Genomic DNA, 20,345 nt, shown 5'->3' with positions numbered 1-20,345 from the left:
GTTCGGTCCCGGGTCCGCCGCCGCCGCCCGGAGCCGTCAGGCCGGCCAGGGCTTCCATTCCTCCGCCAGGATCGCGTGCACGACCGAGTCCCGCCACCGGCCCGCCTTCTGGATGTGGCCGCGGATCGTGCCCTCCTCCGTCATGCCGGCCGCGGTCATCGTGCGGGCCGAGGCGGTATTGAGGGGGGAACGGGCGCCCCAGACGCGGTGGAGGGCCAGATCCTCGAAGGCCAGGGCCAGCAGGAGGCGTACGGTCTCGGTGCCGTGGCCGGTGCCCCAGGTGTCCGGGCGCAGGGCGAAGCCCATGGTGGCCGCGCGCTGCTGGTGGGGGTCCATCGCCAGCCGGGCGAAGCCGATCAGGTCGCCGGAGGGCGGGGCGATCACGGCCAGCGCGTACTCGGTGCGGGGCTGCGCCGTCGCCGCCGCGACGGAACGAGCGACGATATGGCCGGTCTGTTCCCGGGTGCGGGGTTCGAACGACAGGTGTTCCGTCGCCTTGGGGTCACCATAGACGGCGAGCACCGCGTCGACGTCGTCGACGGTGAGTTCGCGGAGGCCGAGACGCGGGCCGGAACGCTGGACCGGGTACATACGGAAACCCTATCGACGCGGCGGAGAGGGGAACGACGAGCGCCGGGGCGGGAACACCGCGATCTCCTCCCCCAGGTCGCGGGCCACGACCGCGGTACGCGCACGGGAGGCCGCCAGCGCCTGCCGGACCCGTTGCGCGGACACGATGATGCCGTTGTTGCGGTACACCGGCTCCAGGTCCAGCACCGGGCGGATGACCTGTGCGGCACCGTCCACGTCCCCGCCGTGGAGCAGGACGAGGGCCTGGTTGCACTGGGCGCCGGCCAGGTCGCCGAAGGCCCAGTTCGGGTTGTCCGGGTCGCTGAACCCCCGTACGGCCTCCTCCGCCTCGCCGAGCAGGACGGCGTCGCCGTGGCCGAGGTGGGCCTCGGACTCCACGGCGTAGTACACCTGCTTCTCCAGCGAGTAGGTGAGCAGGCCGCCCAGTTCGTCCAGGTCGTCCGGGACGGAGCTCTCGCGCCGTTCGAACGCCGTCCGGTTGGCGATGCGTACGGTCTCCTCGTCGCCCAGGATCGCGGCGGCCCGTGCCTGGAGACCGAGCAGCCACAGCCCGACCGTGCCGCGCAGGTCCGCGGAGAGCGCCGCGCCCTTCTCGGCGTAGAACAGGGCGTCCCCGGGGCGGTCCGCCCAGTACTCGATCAGGGACTGCAGGCCGTGCACCAGCGCCAGCAGCCCCGGGTGCTCGGCGTCCCTGGCGAAGGAGGTGGCGAGCAGGCTCATGGTCCTGGCCTGCTCCCGGTCCTCCATGTCGTTGAAGCCCTTGGCCACGAGGAACGCCAGGATCCCGGCGAGGAAGTTGAGGTCGCCGAGCTGCGAGGGCCGGTGCCTGCCGGTCTCCAGGTTGAAGATCACCTGGTCCTGGGCGTCCAGCAGGTCGTCCCAGATCGTCGAGAGCGGGACACGCGGATAGTCGGTGATCAGCCGGGCCACGTGGTCGTGGAGCACCGGGAGCGTGCTGTCACCGACCCTCTCGCGGTCCGTCTGGAGTACGTACTTGCGCGCACGTCGGACGGCCATGGCACCGCTCCTTCTCATCTCGCTCATATCCATGCCGGGTCGGGCGGGCGAGGCGGCCGGCGGCGAGGGGCCGGCCACGGGGACGGGGGCAGGGGCCTGGGGTAAGACGCCGGTCGCCGGCACGTCGGTCCACAGGGCGTCGATGGTGTGGCCGAGCATCTCGACGATGACGGGACGGAAGACCCGCTGCGGCCTGCGCCCGTCGTAGAACCATCCCTCGAAGGTCTTCGGAGCCGGGTCCACGTGCCGCAGACCGAGCCGCTCCGCCGCCCTCCTGTAGTGCGGGAGGAATTCTTCGGCGCTTCGGATTCCCCGCCTCTGGAGCTCCAGCCGGAAGAACAGCACGGTGCCTCCCCACGAACCGTCCACCGGACGCGTCGGCCGGACGGCCGACCGCGTCGCCCGTGTCTCCGCCGTCCCGAGATTAGAGCGTTCTGTCTCTCAACTTGCCCCGTACGGGCCCTGATTAGTAATTCCGAGGTCGGTCCGAGGTGGGTCAGAGGTCGGGTCGAGGTCGTCGGGGGGCCGTACGGCGGGTGAGGCGGAGAGTGGGGGTGGTCCGGGGGTGGTCCGGGGGCGCTCCGGGGGTAGAGCCGTCCGGCCGGGCTTGTCACGCTCGCAGCAGGCGGCCCGCCTACCGGCCCGCCGGTCCGGCGACCGATCGCGCCACCTGCCGCCGGACCTTCCACACCACCTTCCAGCCGACGGGGGAAGTACCGACATGACGATGCCGACGACGACGGAACCACGGCGCCACACCTTCGCTCCGACCCCGAGCCCGGCCCCGCGCACCCTCGTGGATCGTGTGCGCGACCTGCAGGGTCCCCGCAGCGGCGGCTGGGCCCTCGTACCGCTCGGCGGCCCGCTGTTCGACGCGGTGATCACGGCGGGCGGCGAGACGGGCCGCCGGGTGATCGCGCGGATGGACGAGATCGAGCGCGCCGGCCTCGGCGCCCAGGGCCCCGCCTGCGGACCGGTCGTCGAGGACCCCGACCGGGGCTGGCTGATCTGGCTCGTGCCTCCCGGCACCAGCGAGCGGTGGCGGCCGCACGGGGAGGTGGCCTGTCTGGGCCGGCCGCACGTTCTCTTCCTGCCACCGCTGACCCGCACCCGGCCGCCCGGCGTCTTCTGGCGTCGGCGCCTGCACGGCGACCGGCTGGTGTCACCGGCTTCGCTGTACGACCTCTTCAGCCTCGACCGCGTGCCGGGCGAGGGGCGGGACGCCTTCCGCTGAGGACGGCCGCCGGCAGGAAGCACCGATCCCTCACAGGCGCGCCCCCGCTGCCGAAGATGCAGGCCCTACGCTGATCTCCGTGAGACAGGCAGGCGTGGGGAAGGGTGATCGGCGATGACGTCCCTGAGCATCGGGGACCCGGAGTCCATAGGTGAGTACACCCTTCTCGGTCGGCTCGGGGCGGGCGGTATGGGGGTCGTCCACCTGGGCGTCTCCGCCTCGGGACGGCAGGTCGCGGTCAAGGTCGTGCACGGGTCGTACGCGCAGGAGGAGGAGTTCCGTACGCGCTTCCGGCAGGAGATCGCGGCGGCGCGCAGAGTGAGCGGTGCCTTCACCGCGCCGGTCGTGGACGCCGACCCGGACGCCGAGCGGCCGTGGATGGCGACGCTCTACGTGCCGGGGCGCAGCCTCGCCGAGGTCGTGAAGAAGGACGGTCCGCTGGACGGGCGGGAGTTGCGCGCGCTGGGGCTGGGGCTCGCGGAGGCGCTGCGTGACATCCACCGCGTGGGCCTGGTGCACCGGGACCTCAAGCCGGCCAACGTCCTGATGACCGAGGACGGGCCGCGCGTCATCGACTTCGGCATCTCGCGCGCCGCCGACAACCAGAGCCTCACCATGACCGGGCGGGTGATCGGCACTCCGCCGTTCATGTCGCCGGAACAGCTCGCCTCGCCCCGGGACGTCACCCCGGCCTCGGACGTGTTCTCGCTGGGGTCGCTGATGGTGTTCGCGGCCGTGGGCGCCGGGCCGTTCGACGCCGACAGCCCCTACCTGACCGGCTATCAGGTGATGTACGAGTCCCCGGACCTCGCCGGGGTTCCCGAGGCGCTCCTGCGTATCGTCGAGCGCTGCCTCGACAAGGACCCGGCCGCCCGGCCGGAACCGGCTGAGCTGCGCCGTATGTTCCAGGCGCTGTCGGATTCCGACGCCGCCGCCCCGGCCCCGACGGCCACGGAGGCGGAGGGGTCCACGGAGAACGCGGAGGCCCTGGAGGCCGCGAGACCCCGGCAGCCCCGGCCGTCCCGGCCTCCCCGGCCCCGGCCCCATCCCCGAAGCACGGCCACCACCCCCGCCCACCCCGGCCCCCGCTCCCGCAAGGGCCTGCGCGGCCGGATACCGCTCACCGGGCTCGGTGCCGCACTGGCCGTCGTGGTGAGTGTGGGGGTGGGTCTCTTCGTGGCCGGTCAGGACACGACCACCGCCGCCCGGCCCACCGCCTCCGACGCCACCACCCGTGCCGCCTCCCTGCCCGCCGGCTGGCAGCCGTGGAGCACGGCCCTGCGGTCCGACGTCAAGGGCGTCCCCCTCGACTACCAGGACCCCGGCTGCCTGGCGGGCAAAAACGCCCTGTTCTGCGGCGGTACCGGCTTCACGGCCGCCAGGGTCGACTCGGCCTCCGGCCGCGTCCAGTGGCGCTTCGGCACCCGCCCGCAGGGGGTCAAGCCGATCGGCGTCCGCGACGGGCTGGTCTACGTGTACGAGGATCCGGACGACTCGGTCAGACGCGTGGTGGCCCTCGACGCCGAGACCGGCGAGCGGCGGTGGCAGCGCGACATCAGCAAGTCCGAGGACGCCATCCTGTACGACGGCGGACTGCTGACCATGTCTCCCGATCCCCCCCTACCCGGCCTCGACCCCGTCCTCGTTCGTCGCCTACGGGCCTTCCGGCAAGGAGCTGTGGCGGGCGCCCTCGCTCGACGCGTACTGCTCTCCGTCGGTGCTGGGCGGCGCCCCCTACGCCCTGTGCTCGACCGGCACCGAGCCCGGCCAGGCCCCGGTCGACCTGATGAGGATCGGCCCCGGCAGCCTGACCGAAACGGCCACGCTGCCCCGCAAGGCGCTGGCACTCGGCGCTGTCGGCGGGCGTCCGCTGTTCCTCGCCCCGCAGACCGCGAAGGACGTCTACGACGCCGGGTACGAGCGGCCCTACAACGCCTTCCTGCTCGTGGACCCGGACACCGGGAAGGTCAGGCGGATACCGCTGGCCAGTCCGCTGACCGGTACGGCCACCCTGGTGGACGGTGTCGTCTACTTCGTCCGGACCAACGGTTCGGTCACCGCTGTGTCGGCGGACAGCGGCAAGCAGCTCTGGCAGAAGGCGACGGACATGGAGAGCCTGTCCGCGCCCGCGGTGTCGGCGTCGTACAAACGGGTCTACTTCGCCAACCGCTTCGGCCGTCTGCTGGCGCTGGACAGCCGTACCGGAATCGAGGTCTGGCGCACCTCCGCGCTGGACGACGCCGGGGACAAGGCGCAGGAGACGCCGCCGGGCGTACTGCTCGTCAAGGACGCGATCGTGGCGACGGCCGGTGACACGGCCTTCTCGCGGAGTCCGGACGGGCCCAACTGACGGGCCGGCAGGCGCGGGACGCCGTTGTCAGCCGTCCGCCTCGGGCAACGAGGTGCTGTCGGGGGCGAGTTCGCAGGTGCCGGATCTCGCTGTGCCGTCCTGTCCCCTCAGTTCCACGACGACCTGGCCGTCGACGTCCCGGCTGTAGGCGATCGTGCAGGTCAGCTGGCGTAGAGCGGTGTTGTCCAGGGGCTTGAGGGCCAGGGGCAGGTGGGTCGTGACCCGGCCGTCCGAGGAGGCTTCGACCTTGACGGTTGCGCCACGGCCAAGGGTGGGGAGGGCCGTGGTCAGGCCGGCGGCCCGGTCGTCCTCCTGCGGGCCGGCGAGCAACGCCGAAACGACCTTCTCCGTCGGCACCGGTCCCGCCGGGTCGTCGGGGTTCTGCTCTCCGGAGCCGAACTCGGCCCCCGAGGGCCGCGTCGACCGGATCACGGTGCTCAGTCCTCCGTCGGGGGACCGGAAGAAGAGCAGCATGTCGTGGTCGCGGTCGAGGAAGGCCTGGAAGCTGGCGGGGCCGCCCGCCTCGATGACGTCGGTCTCCTGGATGCCGCAGCCGCCGAGCAGCGGCACGGTCGCCGCGACGGCCAGGGCGACGGCGGCCACCGCACGTCCGCGCGTGCCCCCACGTCTCACCGGCCGGCCTCCCCGCCTCGCCCCCCGGACTCCTCCGTGTGGAGCGGGATTTCGACGGTGAAGACGGCGCCGGCCCCCGGCAGGTTCCCCGCCCGGATCGTTCCGTCGTGCAGTTTCACGTTCTCCAGGGTGATCGCCAGGCCCAGGCCGCTGCCGGCCGAGCGGGTGCGGGCCGCGTCGGCCTTGTAGAAGCGGTCGAAGATGTGCGGGAGGGCTGCGGGGCGGATGCCGGGGCCGCTGTCCTTGACCTCGGTGATCAGGACGGGCGCGGACGGGGAGCGTGTCTCGGTGCGCAGGCTCACCGTCACGGGCGCGCTGCCGTGGCGCAGGGCGTTGCCCACGAGGTTGGCGAGCACGAGGTCGAAGCGGCGCGGGTCGAGGCGGGCGCGGATGCCGTCGGGGAGGTCGGTGCGGACCCGGTCGGTGTCGGTCCAGTGCCGGTTCGCCAGGGTCTTGCGGATGGCCTCGGCGACGTCGACCTCGTCGGCGTTCAGTTCGGCGGCGCGGGCGTCGAAGCGGGAGATCTCCATCAGGTCCTCGACGAGCACGGCGAGCTTCCCGGTCTCCGCGCTGACCAGCCGGACCGCCCGGGCGGTGTCGGCGTCCAGGTGGTCGGCGTCCTCGTCGAGGACCTCGGTGACGGCGAGCATGCCGGCGAGCGGGGTGCGCAGTTCGTGGGAGACGTCGGAGGCGAAGCGGCGGGCGCGGGCCTCGGCGTCGCGCAGTTCCCGTACGGAGTGTTCGAGTTGGGCGGCGGACTCGTTGAAGGTGTGGGCCAGGTCCGCCAGTTCGTCGCTGCCGCGGACCGGGATCCGGGTGTCGAGCCGGCCGCTGCCCATGCTCTGGGCGGCCTGGCGCAGTTCCCGCACCGGGCGCAGCACGCTGCGCGCGGCGATCAGGCCGGGGATCAGCGCGACGGCGAGGCCGGGCAGGGCGCCGTCGCGGGCGGCCGTCAGGAGGGCGTCGACGTTGACCTGTTCGTCGGTCATCGGCATGACGGCGTAGAGGACGAGTCCGCTGGACAGCAGGCTGTACGGGCCGGTCTTGAAAACCATGGGCATGGCGATGGTCAGATAGGGGACGCCGTCCTTGACGACCCGCTCGAAGCTGCCGTGCGGGTCGGCCCGTGCGGCGCGGCGCAGTTCGGGGGTGATGACGGTGGAGACGGGGTTCTCGCCCGAGGAGGCGCGGACCGAACCGTACTCGGCGAACACCACCCAGGGGTGCGGCTTGCCCCTTCGGGCGATGTCCCGCAGGAGTGACTCCAGGTCGTCCCCGCCCCGCACGGGCAGTGCGAAGCCCGTCTGCTGGACCTGGTCGCGGAACGACGTGACCGCCGTGTCCTGCGCGGTCTGGAGCACCGCGTTGCGGGCCTCGCGGTAGGTCAGCGCGGCCGTCGTGCCGGCGCTGACGGCGGCGACCAGCAGGAAGGCGAGCAGCAGCCGGGTGCGCAGCCCGAACGCCCTGGCCCGGCGCGACCGCCGAGGGCCGGTGCTGCCGGTGCCGGTGCCGGTGCCGGTGCCGGTGCCGGTGCCGGTGCCGGTGCCGGTGCCGGTGCCTGTGCCTGTGCCGGTGCCGGTGCCGGTGCCGGTGCCGGTGCCGGTGCCTGTGCCTGTGCCTGTGCCTGTGCTCACAGCGGACCGAAGCGGTAGCCGAAGCCCCGCAGTGTCTGGACGTAGCGCGGGCTGCCGACCTGGTCCTCGATCTTGCCGCGCAGCCGGGCGACGCAGGCGTCCACCAGCCGGGCGTCGGCGTGGTAGCTGTGGTCCCAGACGTGCTCCAGCAGCTGCTGCCTGCTGAACACCTGCTCGGGGGCGGCGGACAGGTGCAGCAGGAGCTTGAGTTCCGAGGGCGCGAGCGCGAGGGGGCGGCCGGCCTTGGCGACGGTCAGTCCGACGCGGTCGACGGTGAGTTCGCCGTGCACCTCGATGTCCGGCCGGCCCTGGCCGCCGTCGTCCAGGCGGCGCAGTACGGCACGGATGCGGGCCTCGATCACCTCGGTGCGGGCGGGCTTGACGATGTAGTCGTCGGCGCCGGCCTCCAGGCCGATGACCACGTCGAAGTCGTCGCCGCGCGCGGTGAGCATGATGATCGGCAGCTGGCTGCGCTCACGGACCCGCCGGCAGACCTGGACGCCGTTCATCCCGGGCAGCATCAGGTCCAGCAGGAGCAGGTCGGGGCGGAACTCGGCCATCGCGGCCAGGCCGGCCTCGCCGGTCGCGGCCGCCCGTACCTCGTGGCCGCGGCGGCGCAGACCGAGTTCGACCCCTTCGCGTACGGAAGGGTCGTCCTCGATGAGGAGCACGCGGGACATCGGCGGTTCTCCCTCGGTGGTGGTCAGACGCGGGTACGGGTCACCCTGCGGCGCACGCCGCCGAGCAGCGCGAGCAGTTCGGCCAGGCGCAGCGGACGGGCGAGCAGGGCGAAGGTGAGGATGACGGCGGTCGTGCCGGCAACCGTGGAGACCACCGCACCCGCCGCCGCGGTTCCCCGCACCGCGAGGTGGCCCAGCGCGGTGGCGGGAACGGCGGCGAGCAGCAGCCGTACGTGCGCGCCGGCGGCGGCCGAGCGCAGGGGACGGGCGACGCCGAGGCGGCGGGCCAGCACGCGGCCGGTCAGCGCCCAGCCCGCGCACAGCGCCAGTGAGTACGCCGCCGCCATGCCGGTCACGGCCCAGCGGGCCGGCAGCAGGTGCGCGGCGGCCACGGACAGTCCCGCGTTGAGGGTGACGATGACCAGGTTGAGCAGGAACGGCGTACGGGTGTCGGAGAGCGCGTAGAAGGCGCGGGACAGGACGTACTGGCCGGACAGGGCGATCAGTCCCGGCGCGAAGGCCGTCAGGATCCCGGCCATGGCGGCCGTGTCGGCGGCGCTGGTCCTGCCGTGGCCGAAGACGAGGGCCATCACCGGCTGGGCGAGGGCGAACATCGCGCAGGCGGCGGGGACGACGGCCGAGGCGCACACGCGCAGTGCGTGGGAGACGTCGCGGCGTACGGCGTCGGTGTCCCCGTCGGCGGCGGCCGCGCTCATCCGGGGCATCAGCGCGGTCACCACGGAGACGGTGATGATGCCGTGCGGTACGACCCACAGCACATAGGCGTTGTTGTAGGCGCTGTAGCCCGGGCCGCCGTCCAGGCCCGCGGTGGTGGCGAGGCGGGTGGTGACCCAGTAGGCGGCCTGGTTGGCCAGGACCAGCAGCACCAGCCAGCCGGCCGCGCGCAGCGGGCGGGTCAGTCCGCTGCCGCGCCAGTCGAAGCGGGGCCGCCAGCGGAAGCGGGCCGCGCGCAGGGCGGGGACGAGGGCGAGGGCCTGGGCGGCGATTCCGGCGGTCGTGCCCCAGCCGAGGACGGCGGTCTCGGTCGGGGTGAGGGTGTCGCCGCCGCCCAGGGACAGCGCCAGGTACAGCCCGAACACGGCCATGACGACGAGGTTGTTGAGGACCGGCGCCCACATCATCGCGCCGAACCGGCCGCGCGCGTTGAGCACCTGCCCGAGCAGGGTGAACAGCCCGAGGAAGAAGATCTGCGGCAGGCAGTAGCGGGCGAACGCGGTGGTCATGGCCGCCTGTTCGCCGGTGTAGTCGGTGTACACGTCGATGATCGCGGGGGCCGCCCAGACCGCGGTCGCGGTGATCGCGAGCAGGGCGGCGACGCAGACGGTGACGAGCCGGTCGGTGTACGCGGCGCCGCCGTCGTCGTGTTCCTTGGCGGCCTTGACCAGTTCGGGCACGAAGACGGCGTTGAGCGCGCCGCCCAGGAGCAGCATGTAGACGATGGTGGGCAGGGCGTTGCCGACCGCGTAGCCGTCGGGGACCGGTCCGATGGTGCCGATCGCCGCCGCGACGACGGCGGACCGGGCGAAACCGGTGGCCCTCCCCGCGATGGACCCGACGGCCATGACGGCGCTGCCGCGCGCCGCGGAGACGCTCTTCGTCGCCGCCCCCTCCGTCGCCCCTTTCGTCTCCGTCGTCCCCTTCGCCTCTGTTCCGGTCGGCGTCATCGGCGGTTCAGGTACGCCTGGAAGGCACGGTAAAGCGTGTGGTTGGCGCTGCCGGCCAAAGGTCTCTCCCATTCCCCCAACGTCTCGACGACGTGTCCCCCGGTGCCGAGCTTCCACCGCAGCAGTCCGTACGCACGTTCGTCCGGATCGAGTGTGGAGGGTACCCCGCGCATGTCGTAGACGTCGGCGCCGAGGGCGTGGGCGTCCTGGAGCATCCGCCACTGCAGGGCGTTGGAGGGGCGGACCTCGCGGCGGTGGTCGGCCGAGGCGCCGGTCTGGTACCAGGCACGGCGGCCCACCGTGATCATCGTGTGGGCGGCGAGGACCTCCCCTCGGTGCCGGGCGAGGTAGAGCTTCATCCGGCCGGGTTCCTCGGCGTTGAGGGCGGCGTACTGGCGCTCGTAGTAGGCGAGGGAGCGGCCGAGCCGGAAGTCGTCGCGGCGCTCGGTGACGCCCAACAGCCAGTAGAACTCGGGGAGTTCGGCCGCGCTGCCGACCACGACCTGCACGCCCTCCTTCTGGGCGCGCCGGACGTTGCGGCGCCACTCCTGGTTGAGCCCGGTCCACAGGTCCTCGGGGGTGCGTCCGGCGAGCGGTACGTGGAAGACGTGCCGGGGCTGGGCGTCCCCGTCCCCTCCGGTGCCGTCGTCGCCGCGGCGCCGCCAGCCGCGGGCCCGCAGCCGTTCGGCGACGGCGGTGCCGAGCGGGTCGACCTCGCTGGCGAGGACGTCGCCGAGGCGTCGGCCCGGTCCGGTGAGCGGCTTGAGCAGGGCGGCGTCCCAGCGCCGGTAGGCGGGCGACGGGCCGATGCGTACGGCGAAGGCGCCGGCCCGGCGCAGGTGGTCCAGCAGCGGGTCGAGCCAGCCGTCGACGTCGGGGTCGGTCCAGTCGGCGACGGGCCCTTCGGGGAGGTAGGCGAAGTACTTGCGGGTGCCGGGGAACTGCCGTAGCAGCACCAGGGCCACGCCCGTCAGCGCGCCGGCCTCCGGATCCGGGCCCCAGCCGAGGAGTTGGGCGCGCCAGCCCTCCTTGACGTGGGCCCAGGACGGGCACTGCAGGAATCCGGCGCCGAGCGCGGCGCCGTCGGGGGACGCGAGGAAGGCGCGGTAGGTCTCCGCGGTGACGGGGCGCAGGGCGAAGCCCCGGTTCCGTGCTGGGCACACACGGCTGGGCGGCACGAGCAGCGCTGACACAGTCCGATCCTCTCCTTCTCCCCGGCTCGGTCGCGGGGACACACAGGAGGCTCACAGCGGTCCATGACCGCTCCGTCCGGCGAATGTGACCGGACCATGACCGTTCCTCACCAGTCGCCGTCACATCGCCGCAAGGCGGCTGACCTCGGCTTTTACGGCTCTACAGTCACGACATCGCCGCATCACCCACCCTTCTCGCGTCCTCCCGGAGGTCCCGTTGTCGCGCATCCGTGTCCTGCCGCGCAGCCGTGTGCCCGCCCCTGCCCGCGTCCGGGCCGCCGTCGTGGCCGCCCTGCTGCTGCCCCTCGCCGCCTGCTCGTCGAGCGGCTCGCCCGGCACCCCGGACGCCGAGGGGAAGCCGAAGGCCGACGACCGTCCTGTCACGGTCACCGTCACGCCCGCCGGAGAACGCGTCCCGGCCGGAAAGCCCGTCAAGGTCACCGCCTCGGGCGGCCGACTCACCTCGGTGACCGTCACCGACGGCGAGGGCCACCGGCTCGCCGGCAAGGTCGCCGCCGACGGCCGCTCCTGGGTCTCCGACCGCAAGGCCGTCCCCGGCGCGGCCTACGCGGTGACGGCGGCGACCCGGAGCGAGGGCGGCACCGCCAAGAGCACCAGGGCCTCCTTCACCACGGCCCCGGCCGCCAAGGTCAACAAGGTGGACTGGCGGCCCGGCACCGGCTCCACCGTCGGCGTCGCCCAGCCGATCTCCCTGGTCTTCGACAACCCGGTCCGGAACCGCGCCGAGGTCGAGAAGCAGCTGCGGATCAGCACCTCGGACGACACCGAGGGCTCCTGGGGCTGGATCCGCGACTGGTCGGGCCGCGACCGGGTGGACTGGCGGCCCAGGGAGTACTGGAAGCCCGGCACCGAGGTCACGCTGAACGCCACCCTGAACGGCACCGACTCGGGCCCGGCCGGCGGCTGGTTCGTACGCGACTACGCGACCACCTTCACCGTCGGCGCCCGGCAGATCGTCAAGGTCGACCTCGACCGCCACCGACTCACCCTCGAACGCGACGGCGAGACCGTCCGGCGCATACCCGTCTCGGGTGGCACGCCGGGCGGTGACAAGCGCTCCTGGCGCGGGACCGCCGTGCTCATGGCCAAGGAGGGCACGATCAACATGAACTCCGAGACGGTGGGCCTGGGCGACGCCTACGACAAGATGGTCGACTACTCGATGCGGCTGACCTGGTCGGGCATGTACGCCCACGCCGCCCCGTGGAACGCCCGCTGGTTCGGCAACGCCAACCGCAGCTCCGGCTGCATAGGGATGAGCGACGCGAACGCCGCCTGGTTCTACGGGCAGGTGCGGCCGGGCGACCCGTTCGAGATCACCGGCGAGGACACCAAGGGCGTCGTCGACCCCGGCAACGGCTTCGGCGCGTGGAACCTGTCCTGGAGCGAGTGGGGGGAGAAGAGCGCGCTGCGTTGAGGGCGGGAGCGGGCCCCAGGATCAGGCCGTCGACTTCGGCGCGTAGATCCAGCTGCCGTTGGACAGGTCGGAGGACGTGATGCCGAGCCCTTCGAAGGCCAGGCCCTCGCCGACGGCGTAGACCTCGTCCTCGGCGAAGAGCCAGACGCGGGGGACCTGGTCGGTGACGTGCGTGAGGATCGTCCGGGCGGCGGCCCAGCGGGGGGGCGTCGGAGCCCGTGGTGGCAGATGACCCTCTGGGCCGTGCGTCGAGGGTCGTCCAGTTGGCGATGTTGATCTTCTGAGGGCGGACATGGGTCCGGCCGACGAGCTTGCCGAGCAGGGAGGCCGGGGCCGGGGTAACTCGCGCCGAAGCCGGAACGGCACGTGACACCGGTCACTTCGTGCTGGAAGAACGTGGCGTACCACTGGTTCGTCGTGACGGGCCGCAGTGGGATCCGCACGCCGAGCGGCTGCATGTTCCGCTGGATGCTGGGGACGGACAGTCAGGCCAGGGGTGGTCCTCGACGTACTCGACGCTCGCCGAGAAGCGAACGCATCCGCCCTTCTTAGCCTCCGACGCCACCGCCGTCACCACGATGGGCAGCGCGAGCACTTGGACCGCGATGTGGCCGCGACAGGGGCTGCCAGGTCGCCCATCTGCCGGGCCTGTCCATGCGGCGGACCGCTGACCTTCTACCCGGGCGAAGGAAAGACCGACACCCGCGACGCGCCATGCTCAGCGACGGCACCTTCTACGAACCCCGAACCACACGCCTCACTTGACGACAGGCATGGAGGCCCCTTTCCGTCCCCACACCCAGTGAGGGGTGCGGCTTGATCCTCGCGCACGGCTACGACAGAGCGCAGCGAGCTTCCCAGGTACAAGGCGTGCCCGACTCCTCAGGAACCGGGCAAGGGACATCGTGGGTGATCGCTCCGTCCCCGACGATCTCGCTGCGGGGCCCTCACGTAGAGGTTTGGACCGGCCCGAGCGGCAGCTGCCGGCCGGTGTTCGGCGGTTGTACGCCCGTGAGCTTGTGGGCGTGTTCGGCCAGGAGCGGGGCGAGTTCGGGATGTCCTCCGCGCGAGGCCACTTGGAGGAGCTGGGCGACGGCGACGAGTTCGCCGGTCCGGCCCGGTTCGGTGTCGAGGATGTGGGCGAACTCGGCACGGAGGCGAGCCGCGGTCTCAGGCGCGCGCAGGGTGTAGGCGTGCATCATGCCGACATCGAACCCAACCGGCATGCGCCCCCATCCTTCCCAATCGAGAATGGTGAGGGGGTGCCCGGTGAGGTTGCCCCAGTGCAGTTCCGTGGCAAGTCCAGGCGTGTTGCTTCTTGTCTTCCGGGATGGGCCTCGGGTGCTTGGTTGACGACTGTCCGGAGTCGACGACAGGCCTGCCATATTGAGGAGGTTCTCATGGACCGGATGCCGTAGGAGAGAGCTGATGCAGTGGACCCCAGAGGGGCCCGATCAGGTGCTGATCGCGAAGGTCTTCGAGGAAGCGGCGGCCCGGTTCAGTGCTCGTCCGGTCGGTGAGCCGCGCTTGGGCTGGCGGGGGCGGACGTTCGGTCGGCTGGTGGAGCGTCCGGGCGGGAAGGCATGGCTGCGGGTGGTTGCCGCGCCTGCGGAGAAGGTGCCGGAGAAGTTGTGGTCCGGAATGGCGACGGCTCAGGCAGTGACCGGAGTCCGCAAGCCGGAACTCATGGACGTCTGGGAGACCGCCGAGGACGGCCTGCGGTTTCGCGCGGAACTGTCGACGTTCGTCCCGGAGTCGGTGTGCTCGGCCACTCCTGAGCTGCGGGAACCGATCAGTCTTCCGGATCAGTGGTGGCGCCAGTTCCGCTCGTCACTCGATGCGGTCGCTGTGACCGCAACGGACCGTGTCTCGGTCCGGCAGGATCTGGTGACCCGTCGTCTGACTTGGGTCAGCGACGGAACCGTGCCGACCGAGGTCAAGGTCTTCACCGCGAGTCATGGCGACATGCACTGGGCAAACGTGACATCCGGGACCTGCGTGTTGCTGGACTGGGAAGGCTGGGGCCTGGGTCCGGCGGGGTTCGATGCGGCGATGCTGCATGCGTACTCGCTGTTGGTGCCCGAGGTCGCCGCTCGTGTCTTCGAGACGTTCGCGGACGTGCTCGACACCCCCTCCGGCCGCCAGACCCAGTTGTTCGCGGCGGCGGAACTGCTGGTGATGGTCGGACGGGGTGATCATCCCGAACTTGAGGGTCCGCTGCGGCGGCAGGTCAGCGGCCTGCTCGCGGCAGGCGGCATCGGCTGACCGCTAACTGCTGTTGCGGGACATGACGTCGGTGGCACAGGCCAATGCCGGTGAAACCGAGGTGCCTTGACGGGTATCGGTCCGGTAGCGTGCGAGCCATGTCGAGTCCTGAGTCAGACGACGTGGGGGCTTTCGGTCACGCCGTCAGCCCCCTGAACCACTGAGAGGGCGGTACGTGACTTGATGTCTGTATTGCCCTGTCGGTTGGGGTAGGCAGGCTGCTCGGGGGGCCGCCGGGCGGCTATGGCCGCGGCTGGGCGAACAATCCCTGCTCGGTCTCGACCAGGATGCCGCGCTCGGTCAGCCGCTTGAGTTTCAGGCGGGTGTTGTTGATGTTGTTGGGCGCGATCTCCATGCCCATCGCCTCGCAGATTTGCCGTGCCCGCAGCGGGGTGTCGGCCGCGGCGAACTGACGGATATCGGCGAAGGACTCCCTTACGGAAGGCGGACCTGGTGGATGGGCCGCCGCCGGAAAACCGTCACAGGCGTCAGCTGTGGCCGAAGGCCGCCGCGGTGGCCACGCACGAGAGCGATGTGCTCGCCGAGGTCACCGAACGCAGGCTGCTGACCAGGAACCTGCGGACCGTCAACGCCCCGACGGACCCGACGGTCCTCGAGCCGGTGATCGCCGGTGTGACCACGGGCTCAAGGGGGCGGGCGCAGTGTCGCCGGTCGGCGCCTGTCCATGGGTGAGTGGGGCTGCCGCATGGACAGGCGTGACCGTGGGCCTCAAGCCGCTTCGAGGAAGGGGTAGTCGGTGTAGCCCTCGGCGCCCGGCCCGTAGAACAGTTCCGGCCGCGGCTCGTTCTCCGGGTGGCCACCCTGCCAGCGCTCGACCAGGTCGGGGTTGGCGATGAGGGCCCGGCCCACGACCACGGCGTCGGCGTGGCCGGCCTCGATCTGCTGGAGCGCCCGCTCGCGGGTGGTCTGCCCCCCGCCGAGGGGGCCGTTGTTGACGATCAGCTTGCCGTCGAAGCGCCGCCGCAGCTCCTGTACCAGGTCGCCGCCCGGCTCGGTGTGCAGTACGGAGAGGTAGGCCAGGCCCAGCGGGCGCAGTTGGTCGAGCAGGGTGCCGTAGGTGGCCAGGACGTCGTCCCGGTCGGTCTCGAAGACGTCCCCGAAGTCGATCTCCGGCGAGATCCGCAGCCCGACCCGCTCGGCACCGACGGCCTGGGCGATGGCCGTTGCGACCTCGACGACGAAGCGGGCGCGGTTGTGCGGCGAGCCGCCGTATTCATCGGTGCGCTGGTTGGCCGCCGGGGAGAGGAACTGGTGGAGCAGGTAGCCGTTGGCGCCGTGGATTTCCACGCCGTCCGCTCCCGCCTCGATGGCCCGGCGGGCCGCGGTGACGAAGTCCTCCAGGGCTGCACGGATCTCTGCGGTGGTCATCGCTTCCGGTACGGGGTAGGGCTGCTCGCCCTTCTCGGTGAACGTCTCGCCGGTCCTGGCGATCGCGCTGGGGGCGAGGATGCGGCGGCCGCCGTTGATGTCGGGGTGGGTTTGGCGGCCGGCGTGCATGATCTGCAGGACGATGCGGCCGCCCTCGGCGTGCACCGCCTCGAACACCCGCTGCCAGCCGGCCGCCTGCTCGTCGGTGGCGATGCCCGGCTCACCGACAAACCCCTGCGACGCGTGGTCGGGGTAGGTGCCCTCGGCGGTGATCATTCCGACGCTCGCCCGCTGCCGGTAGTACTCGACCATCAGATCCCCGGGGATGCCGGAGGAACCGGCCCGGACCCGGGTCAGCGGTGCCATGACGATGCGGTTGGCGAGCTCGATCTTCCCGAGAGAGACGGGGGAGAAAAGTGACGGAACGGATGAAACTTCTGAAGCGTTGACAGTCATGGGTTTCTTTCTGCAATAGGGAGGGAAACGGGATGAAGGTCTGCGACGCAGGGGGTCTGCGCCGTCCCGGCAAAGGCGCGAATGCGGTCCTCGGGCAGGCGCGGGCCCGCTGACGGTGACGCGGTTCCAGGACCGCGATCGGGGTGTGGGTGGTGTGGGCGACGAACGCGGTGAGAGCCGCATGCCGTCAGCGTCGGTGTCGGTGTCGGTGTTGACGCCGGTTCAAGCGCAACTGCCCGCCGGAGTACGGGCGTTCGCTCCTTGCGCACGATCAGCAGCCAGCCAGGCGACGAAGTCAGGGGTGCCGCCGCCCGCCGGCCAGTCCAGTGGGCGGGTGACGCCGGTGTTGAAGGTCGCACGAAGGCGGCCGACCACCTCCGCGGCCGTTTCGCTCCGGTACGTCCTCGGCTCGGTCGCCTGTGTTGTGGTCATGGGGTGTGCTCCGTTCTTGATGCACGCCGCGCCGTCAAAGGCGTTGGGGGCATGCCGTGGTACCGGTGATGGGCAACCCGGTGGATGACGGATGAAGGGTCAATCCGTGCCTTCACTGTAACCCATGTACGCGTTGGTGCGAACATAGGGCAGGGGTTATTCTTTCCCCATGGCCAGTCGCACCTCGTCCCCCCTCGTTCACCCCGACACGGACGACCTCGACCTCTTCAAGATCATGAGCGCGCTGACCGACGAGACCCGGCTCACCATCGTCGTCACCCTCTCCGTCTCCCCTGGCCTGGCCTGCAGCGGCTTCACCCAGGACGTCACCGCGTCCGTACTCACCCGCCACTTCCGCGTCCTGCGCGAGGCCGGCCTCATCCGGCAGCACGACGTCGGCACCCGCCGCTTCAACACGCTGCGCAAGGAAGATCTGGACCAGCGGTTCCCCGGACTGCTCGACCTCGTCCTCAAGGAGAGCGTCGGCCGCGTGGAGCCCTACGTGAACGCCGAGAGCGCCTGACGCTCCGGCATCGCTCCGCGGCCGCGACGAACCGGACCCACCGCAGCCAGGCGTCCAGCTTGCGGCCGACTTCGATCACGTCGAACAACACCTCATGCGCCGAGCGGCAGTAACCGGTGCCCCAGCAAGGCGATACGCCACCGGCCCCGACGTACCCGCTTACACGGAGGCGGCTTCCGAGCGGTGAGCGCCGACCTGCGCCACGCCGGCACGCTCCTCGGAGTGTTCAGCGACACACGCCTGGTCACACGGGGCATCCTCACCGAACCCGAGCCCGGCCTGTTCGCTCAGCCCTGCCCCTGACCGTCCACTCGCCCCGCCGACCAGGGCTCCTAACCCAGGCCCAACCCCGAAACGGACATCAGCTCACATCCGGCACTCTGAGTTCGTAGCCCTTGTCGTCGCGCCGCATTCTGTGGCGGGACGAGTGCGTTCGTCCTTGGGGCTGGCCGCGGTGACGAGATGACTTTCTCGTGCCTCTCCTCACCTCGGAGCCACTCGATGCCTTTCCCCCTGTACCTGCTTGCCATGGCGGTCTTCGCCATGGGCACCTCGGAGTTCATGCTCGCGGGCCTGTTGCCGGACATCGCTTCAGATTTCGACGTCACAGTCGGGACAGTAGGCGTGCTCACGTCAGCCTTTGCGATCGGCATGATCGTCGGCGCCCCCCTTGTGGCTGCGCTGGCCCGCAACTGGCCCAGGCGCTCCAGCCTTCTCGGGTTCATCTTCGCTTTCGCGGCAGCTCACGCCGTGGGTGCCATCACCACGAGCTTCCCGGTCCTGTTCGCCACTCGAGTCGTCGCCGCGCTCGCGAACGCGGGGTTCCTTGCCGTCGCCCTGACGGCCGCCGCCATGCTGGTCCCGCCCGACAAGAAGGGACGTGCGCTGGCCGTACTGCTGTCAGGCACGACGGTGGCCACGATCGCCGGTGTCCCGGGCGGATCGGTACTCGGCACGCTGCTCGGCTGGCGGGCCACATTCTGGGCTGTCGCCGCTCTCTGCCTGCCTGCAGCTCTCGGCATCCTGAAGGGGATCCCAGCGGAACGGGTGCAAGAGGAAGCGACGGGCAGGACAGTCTTGCGAGCCGAACTCGCCCAGCTCACCAAGCCGCGGCTGATCCTGGTGATGCTGCTCGGCGCGCTGGTGAACGCAGCAACGTTCGGTAGCTTCACCTTCCTCGCCCCCGTTGTGACCGACACCGCCGGGCTGGGCGAGTTGTGGATCTCTGTCGTTCTGGTGCTCTTCGGTGCCGGTTCCTTCGTTGGCGTCACCGTCGCCGGCCGGATGTCCGACCAACGTCCCGGTCTGGTCATCGCAGTCGGTGGTCCACTGCTGCTCATCGGCTGGCTGGCCCTGGCTGTGCTGGCCGACGAGCCGGGCGCCCTGTTCACCCTCGCGTTCATGCAGGGCGCGCTGTCGTTCGCGCTGGGCAGCACGCTGATCACACGGGTCCTCTATGAGGCCGCAGGAGCTCCCGTCATGGCAGGCTCGTATGCGACCGCGGCACTCAACGTCGGTGCCACCGTCGGCCCCCTCATCGCCGCGACCACCCTCAACACCGGAGTCGGGAACCTCGGGCCGCTGTGGGCGAGCGGCCTGCTCGTCGCGGTCACACTGATCATCGCGTTCCCGCTCCGTGCTGTGGTCGCAGCCGACCGCGGTGCCGAGGTGCTCCAATGACGCGTGCGAACGCTCCCTCGAACATCGAGGGACGCCGAAGGCTCCTGCCTGCGCACGAGCGTCACCATCGTCATGGCCAGCAACAACTAACGGACAGGCTGCGGACGGCGCCGGCGGGGTAGTGGCCGGACGGTGTCCCCGGGCTGGTTGTGCTCGCGAAGCTGCTGGTTCTCGACCTCCAGGACGTGGACGACGCGGGCGAACTGCTTCATTGCCCCTCGCAGCTTGCGTCGTTCTTCCTGCAACTCGCGGACTTTTTCCCTGAGTTCGTCGTTCTCCTGCTGCAGTTTCTCCGCGACCACGGGCCGGGAGCCCTGCGCCTTCACCAGCGCATAGAAGAGGTCCTTCATCCCGGTGTGCTTGTGCGTCAGCTTGTTGCGCTTGAGACCGGCTTCCTCGGCGAGGGACTTGATCGTGAGCTGGCCGTCGGACCGGAGAGGAGTTCCGGCGAGCAAGCGGACCATGGCCTCGGTGATGGCCTTGACCTCTTGAGCGTCGGACGCCTTCCCTTCACCGGCCGCAGCGATCTGCTCCATGGTCGTGCCGATCATGGCCGCGATCCAGGCCGGGCCCTGCGGATCGGGGTTCTGGTCAACGGTCATGCTCCGGCCCTCACGACGATCCGGGTGGCTTCGTGCTTGTCGATCACGGACTGCTGTGCGTCCCTGCGCTGCCGCAGCCGCAGTTCGATGGGACGGGGGTTGAGCCCGTCGTTGATCTCGTCGTTCAGTTCGGACACTTCGTCCTTCAGTTGTTCGATCTGGCTGTCGGAGCGGGCGATGTTCGCGCAGGCTCGCTGGCATCGGTCATGGCTGGGGGCGGGCGGCGGCCGGTGGCCGGGACGGCCCCGGTGCGGGTCGCAGAGGGCCTTGAGCGGGTCCTTGTTGCAGATCAGCATGGCCTGGGTGTCGGCGAAGACCTGCAGTCGGGGGTTGTTCAGCAGGGACTTCGCCTGCCGTTCGCTGAGGAATCCGCCGGGATAGGTCCGCTCGAACTCGCGGACGGCGTCGATGAACCGGGAGGCGGCCGGGCCGCTGACGCCTTCGCCCTCGCGGATCCGCTCTGCGGCCTCTTGGAGGGTGTCGGCTATTGCGTGGGCCCGCTCCAGGTCGAGGATGTCGAGCATGTCGGAGGTGGATCGGCCT

20 protein-coding genes and 1 pseudogene are annotated in these 20,345 nt (G+C 71.1%); 8 read left to right on the top strand and 13 right to left on the bottom strand.

The window, feature by feature from the left end; all coding sequences use genetic code 11:
• Positions 1-36: 36 nt before the first annotated feature.
• Both AQJ67_RS37155 and AQJ67_RS37150 read right to left on the bottom strand, forming a co-directional pair.
• Positions 37-591: a GNAT family N-acetyltransferase gene (locus tag AQJ67_RS37155; protein ID WP_062723903.1), complete on the bottom strand. Its 555-nt coding sequence runs from the start codon at positions 589-591 to the stop codon at positions 37-39.
• Positions 592-600: 9 nt separating this feature from the next.
• Positions 601-1,953: a hypothetical protein gene (locus tag AQJ67_RS37150; RefSeq protein WP_244190723.1), complete on the bottom strand. Its 1,353-nt coding sequence runs from the start codon at positions 1,951-1,953 to the stop codon at positions 601-603.
• A gap of 382 nt (positions 1,954-2,335) precedes the next feature.
• Here AQJ67_RS37150 and AQJ67_RS37145 point away from each other — a divergent pair, with 382 nt between their 5' ends.
• The 3 genes and pseudogenes from AQJ67_RS37145 (at position 2,336) to AQJ67_RS49835 (ending at position 5,192) form a co-directional block, all read left to right on the top strand.
• Positions 2,336-2,842 (top strand): hypothetical protein, encoded by a 507-nt coding sequence (locus tag AQJ67_RS37145; RefSeq protein ID WP_159058908.1) that lies wholly within the window; start codon positions 2,336-2,338, stop codon positions 2,840-2,842.
• Between the two features lie 114 nt (positions 2,843-2,956).
• Positions 2,957-4,348: pseudogene (locus AQJ67_RS37140) on the top strand (serine/threonine-protein kinase); the annotation flags it as partial.
• Between the two features lie 280 nt (positions 4,349-4,628).
• Positions 4,629-5,192 carry an outer membrane protein assembly factor BamB family protein gene (locus AQJ67_RS49835; protein ID WP_425264212.1) on the top strand — a complete coding sequence of 188 codons (564 nt, stop codon included), beginning with the start codon at positions 4,629-4,631 and terminating at the stop codon, positions 5,190-5,192.
• Positions 5,193-5,219: 27 nt separating this feature from the next.
• Here the strand turns inward: AQJ67_RS49835 and AQJ67_RS37135 are convergent, their stop codons facing one another.
• The 5 genes from AQJ67_RS37135 to AQJ67_RS37115 form a co-directional block, all read right to left on the bottom strand.
• Positions 5,220-5,825 (bottom strand): hypothetical protein, encoded by a 606-nt coding sequence (locus AQJ67_RS37135; RefSeq protein WP_062723901.1) that lies wholly within the window; start codon positions 5,823-5,825, stop codon positions 5,220-5,222.
• Complete coding sequence (locus AQJ67_RS37130) at positions 5,822-7,279, bottom strand: sensor histidine kinase (RefSeq protein WP_062724043.1); 1,458 nt, start codon at positions 7,277-7,279, stop codon at positions 5,822-5,824. The genes AQJ67_RS37135 and AQJ67_RS37130 overlap by 4 nt, the downstream gene beginning before the upstream one ends.
• A 176-nt stretch (positions 7,280-7,455) precedes the next feature.
• The gene (locus tag AQJ67_RS37125; RefSeq protein ID WP_062723900.1) at positions 7,456-8,139 is read right to left on the bottom strand and encodes a response regulator transcription factor; all 684 of its coding nucleotides are present in this window, start codon (positions 8,137-8,139) and stop codon (positions 7,456-7,458) included.
• A gap of 23 nt (positions 8,140-8,162) precedes the next feature.
• Entirely contained in the window at positions 8,163-9,824 is a 1,662-nt protein-coding gene (murJ, locus tag AQJ67_RS37120; protein ID WP_079056412.1) for a murein biosynthesis integral membrane protein MurJ, read from the bottom strand.
• Positions 9,821-11,017 (bottom strand): lipid II:glycine glycyltransferase FemX, encoded by a 1,197-nt coding sequence (locus AQJ67_RS37115; RefSeq protein WP_062723899.1) that lies wholly within the window; start codon positions 11,015-11,017, stop codon positions 9,821-9,823. Before AQJ67_RS37115 ends, murJ begins: the two co-directional genes overlap by 4 nt.
• Before the next feature lie 226 nt (positions 11,018-11,243).
• On the opposite strand from AQJ67_RS37115, the gene AQJ67_RS37110 reads away from it, so the two are divergent.
• Entirely contained in the window at positions 11,244-12,455 is a 1,212-nt protein-coding gene (locus AQJ67_RS37110; RefSeq protein WP_425264211.1) for a L,D-transpeptidase, read from the top strand.
• A gap of 21 nt (positions 12,456-12,476) precedes the next feature.
• On the opposite strand, the gene AQJ67_RS37105 is transcribed toward AQJ67_RS37110, so the two are convergent.
• Both AQJ67_RS37105 and AQJ67_RS37100 read right to left on the bottom strand, forming a co-directional pair.
• Positions 12,477-12,749 carry a hypothetical protein gene (locus AQJ67_RS37105; RefSeq protein ID WP_062723897.1) on the bottom strand — a complete coding sequence of 91 codons (273 nt, stop codon included), beginning with the start codon at positions 12,747-12,749 and terminating at the stop codon, positions 12,477-12,479.
• Positions 12,750-13,402: 653 nt separating this feature from the next.
• Entirely contained in the window at positions 13,403-13,681 is a 279-nt protein-coding gene (locus AQJ67_RS37100; RefSeq protein ID WP_063807407.1) for a hypothetical protein, read from the bottom strand.
• A 232-nt stretch (positions 13,682-13,913) separates the two neighbouring features.
• Between AQJ67_RS37100 and AQJ67_RS37095 the strand changes: the two genes are divergently transcribed.
• Complete coding sequence (locus tag AQJ67_RS37095; protein ID WP_159058907.1) at positions 13,914-14,720, top strand: aminoglycoside phosphotransferase; 807 nt, start codon at positions 13,914-13,916, stop codon at positions 14,718-14,720.
• Positions 14,721-15,233: 513 nt separating this feature from the next.
• Positions 15,234-15,413, top strand: a complete 180-nt coding sequence (locus tag AQJ67_RS47975) for a hypothetical protein (RefSeq protein WP_133258245.1) — start codon at positions 15,234-15,236, stop codon at positions 15,411-15,413.
• A 36-nt stretch (positions 15,414-15,449) separates the two neighbouring features.
• On the opposite strand, the gene AQJ67_RS37090 is transcribed toward AQJ67_RS47975, so the two are convergent.
• Together AQJ67_RS37090 and AQJ67_RS46115 are read right to left on the bottom strand one after the other, a co-directional pair.
• Positions 15,450-16,565, bottom strand: coding sequence for an alkene reductase (locus AQJ67_RS37090; RefSeq protein WP_062723895.1), 1,116 nt, complete (start codon positions 16,563-16,565; stop codon positions 15,450-15,452).
• Positions 16,566-16,787: 222 nt separating this feature from the next.
• Positions 16,788-16,997 carry a hypothetical protein gene (locus AQJ67_RS46115; protein ID WP_079056411.1) on the bottom strand — a complete coding sequence of 70 codons (210 nt, stop codon included), beginning with the start codon at positions 16,995-16,997 and terminating at the stop codon, positions 16,788-16,790.
• Positions 16,998-17,166: 169 nt separating this feature from the next.
• On the opposite strand from AQJ67_RS46115, the gene AQJ67_RS37085 reads away from it, so the two are divergent.
• Positions 17,167-17,520, top strand: a complete 354-nt coding sequence (locus AQJ67_RS37085) for an ArsR/SmtB family transcription factor (protein ID WP_009342689.1) — start codon at positions 17,167-17,169, stop codon at positions 17,518-17,520.
• Positions 17,521-18,021: 501 nt separating this feature from the next.
• Positions 18,022-19,200: a Cmx/CmrA family chloramphenicol efflux MFS transporter gene (locus AQJ67_RS37080; RefSeq protein WP_062723894.1), complete on the top strand. Its 1,179-nt coding sequence runs from the start codon at positions 18,022-18,024 to the stop codon at positions 19,198-19,200.
• An 86-nt stretch (positions 19,201-19,286) separates the two neighbouring features.
• Here AQJ67_RS37080 and AQJ67_RS48745 read toward each other — a convergent pair whose 3' ends face one another.
• Together AQJ67_RS48745 and AQJ67_RS37070 are read right to left on the bottom strand one after the other, a co-directional pair.
• Positions 19,287-19,802 carry a hypothetical protein gene (locus AQJ67_RS48745; RefSeq protein WP_208615109.1) on the bottom strand — a complete coding sequence of 172 codons (516 nt, stop codon included), beginning with the start codon at positions 19,800-19,802 and terminating at the stop codon, positions 19,287-19,289.
• Positions 19,799-20,345, bottom strand: a 547-nt coding sequence (locus AQJ67_RS37070) for a hypothetical protein (protein WP_208615108.1), incomplete at its 5' end; no start/stop codon positions are given. The genes AQJ67_RS48745 and AQJ67_RS37070, both read right to left, overlap by 4 nt.

The sequence above is a fragment of the Streptomyces caeruleatus genome (assembly GCF_001514235.1).
GTDB lineage: Bacteria > Actinomycetota > Actinomycetes > Streptomycetales > Streptomycetaceae > Streptomyces > Streptomyces caeruleatus.
The sequence above is the reverse complement of the archived record's forward strand: the minus strand, read 5'-3'. Positions and strand labels throughout refer to the sequence as shown.

Bases quoted from the DNA above. Each gene is read 5' to 3' on its own strand.
- AQJ67_RS37155 (WP_062723903.1), bottom strand. From the start codon at position 591: ATGTACCCGGTCCAGCGTTCCGGCCCGCGTCTCGGCCTCCGCGAACTC.
- AQJ67_RS37145 (WP_159058908.1), top strand. From the start codon at position 2,336: ATGCCGACGACGACGGAACCACGGCGCCACACCTTCGCTCCGACCCCG.
- AQJ67_RS49835 (WP_425264212.1), top strand. From the start codon at position 4,629: ATGAGGATCGGCCCCGGCAGCCTGACCGAAACGGCCACGCTGCCCCGC.
- AQJ67_RS37125 (WP_062723900.1), bottom strand. From the start codon at position 8,139: ATGTCCCGCGTGCTCCTCATCGAGGACGACCCTTCCGTACGCGAAGGG.
- murJ (WP_079056412.1), bottom strand. From the start codon at position 9,824: ATGACGCCGACCGGAACAGAGGCGAAGGGGACGACGGAGACGAAAGGG.
- AQJ67_RS37105 (WP_062723897.1), bottom strand. From the start codon at position 12,749: ATGTCCGCCCTCAGAAGATCAACATCGCCAACTGGACGACCCTCGACG.
- AQJ67_RS37100 (WP_063807407.1), bottom strand. From the start codon at position 13,681: ATGCCGGTTGGGTTCGATGTCGGCATGATGCACGCCTACACCCTGCGC.
- AQJ67_RS37090 (WP_062723895.1), bottom strand. From the start codon at position 16,565: ATGACTGTCAACGCTTCAGAAGTTTCATCCGTTCCGTCACTTTTCTCC.
- AQJ67_RS46115 (WP_079056411.1), bottom strand. From the start codon at position 16,997: ATGACCACAACACAGGCGACCGAGCCGAGGACGTACCGGAGCGAAACG.
- AQJ67_RS37085 (WP_009342689.1), top strand. From the start codon at position 17,167: ATGGCCAGTCGCACCTCGTCCCCCCTCGTTCACCCCGACACGGACGAC.
- AQJ67_RS37080 (WP_062723894.1), top strand. From the start codon at position 18,022: ATGCCTTTCCCCCTGTACCTGCTTGCCATGGCGGTCTTCGCCATGGGC.
- AQJ67_RS48745 (WP_208615109.1), bottom strand. From the start codon at position 19,802: ATGACCGTTGACCAGAACCCCGATCCGCAGGGCCCGGCCTGGATCGCG.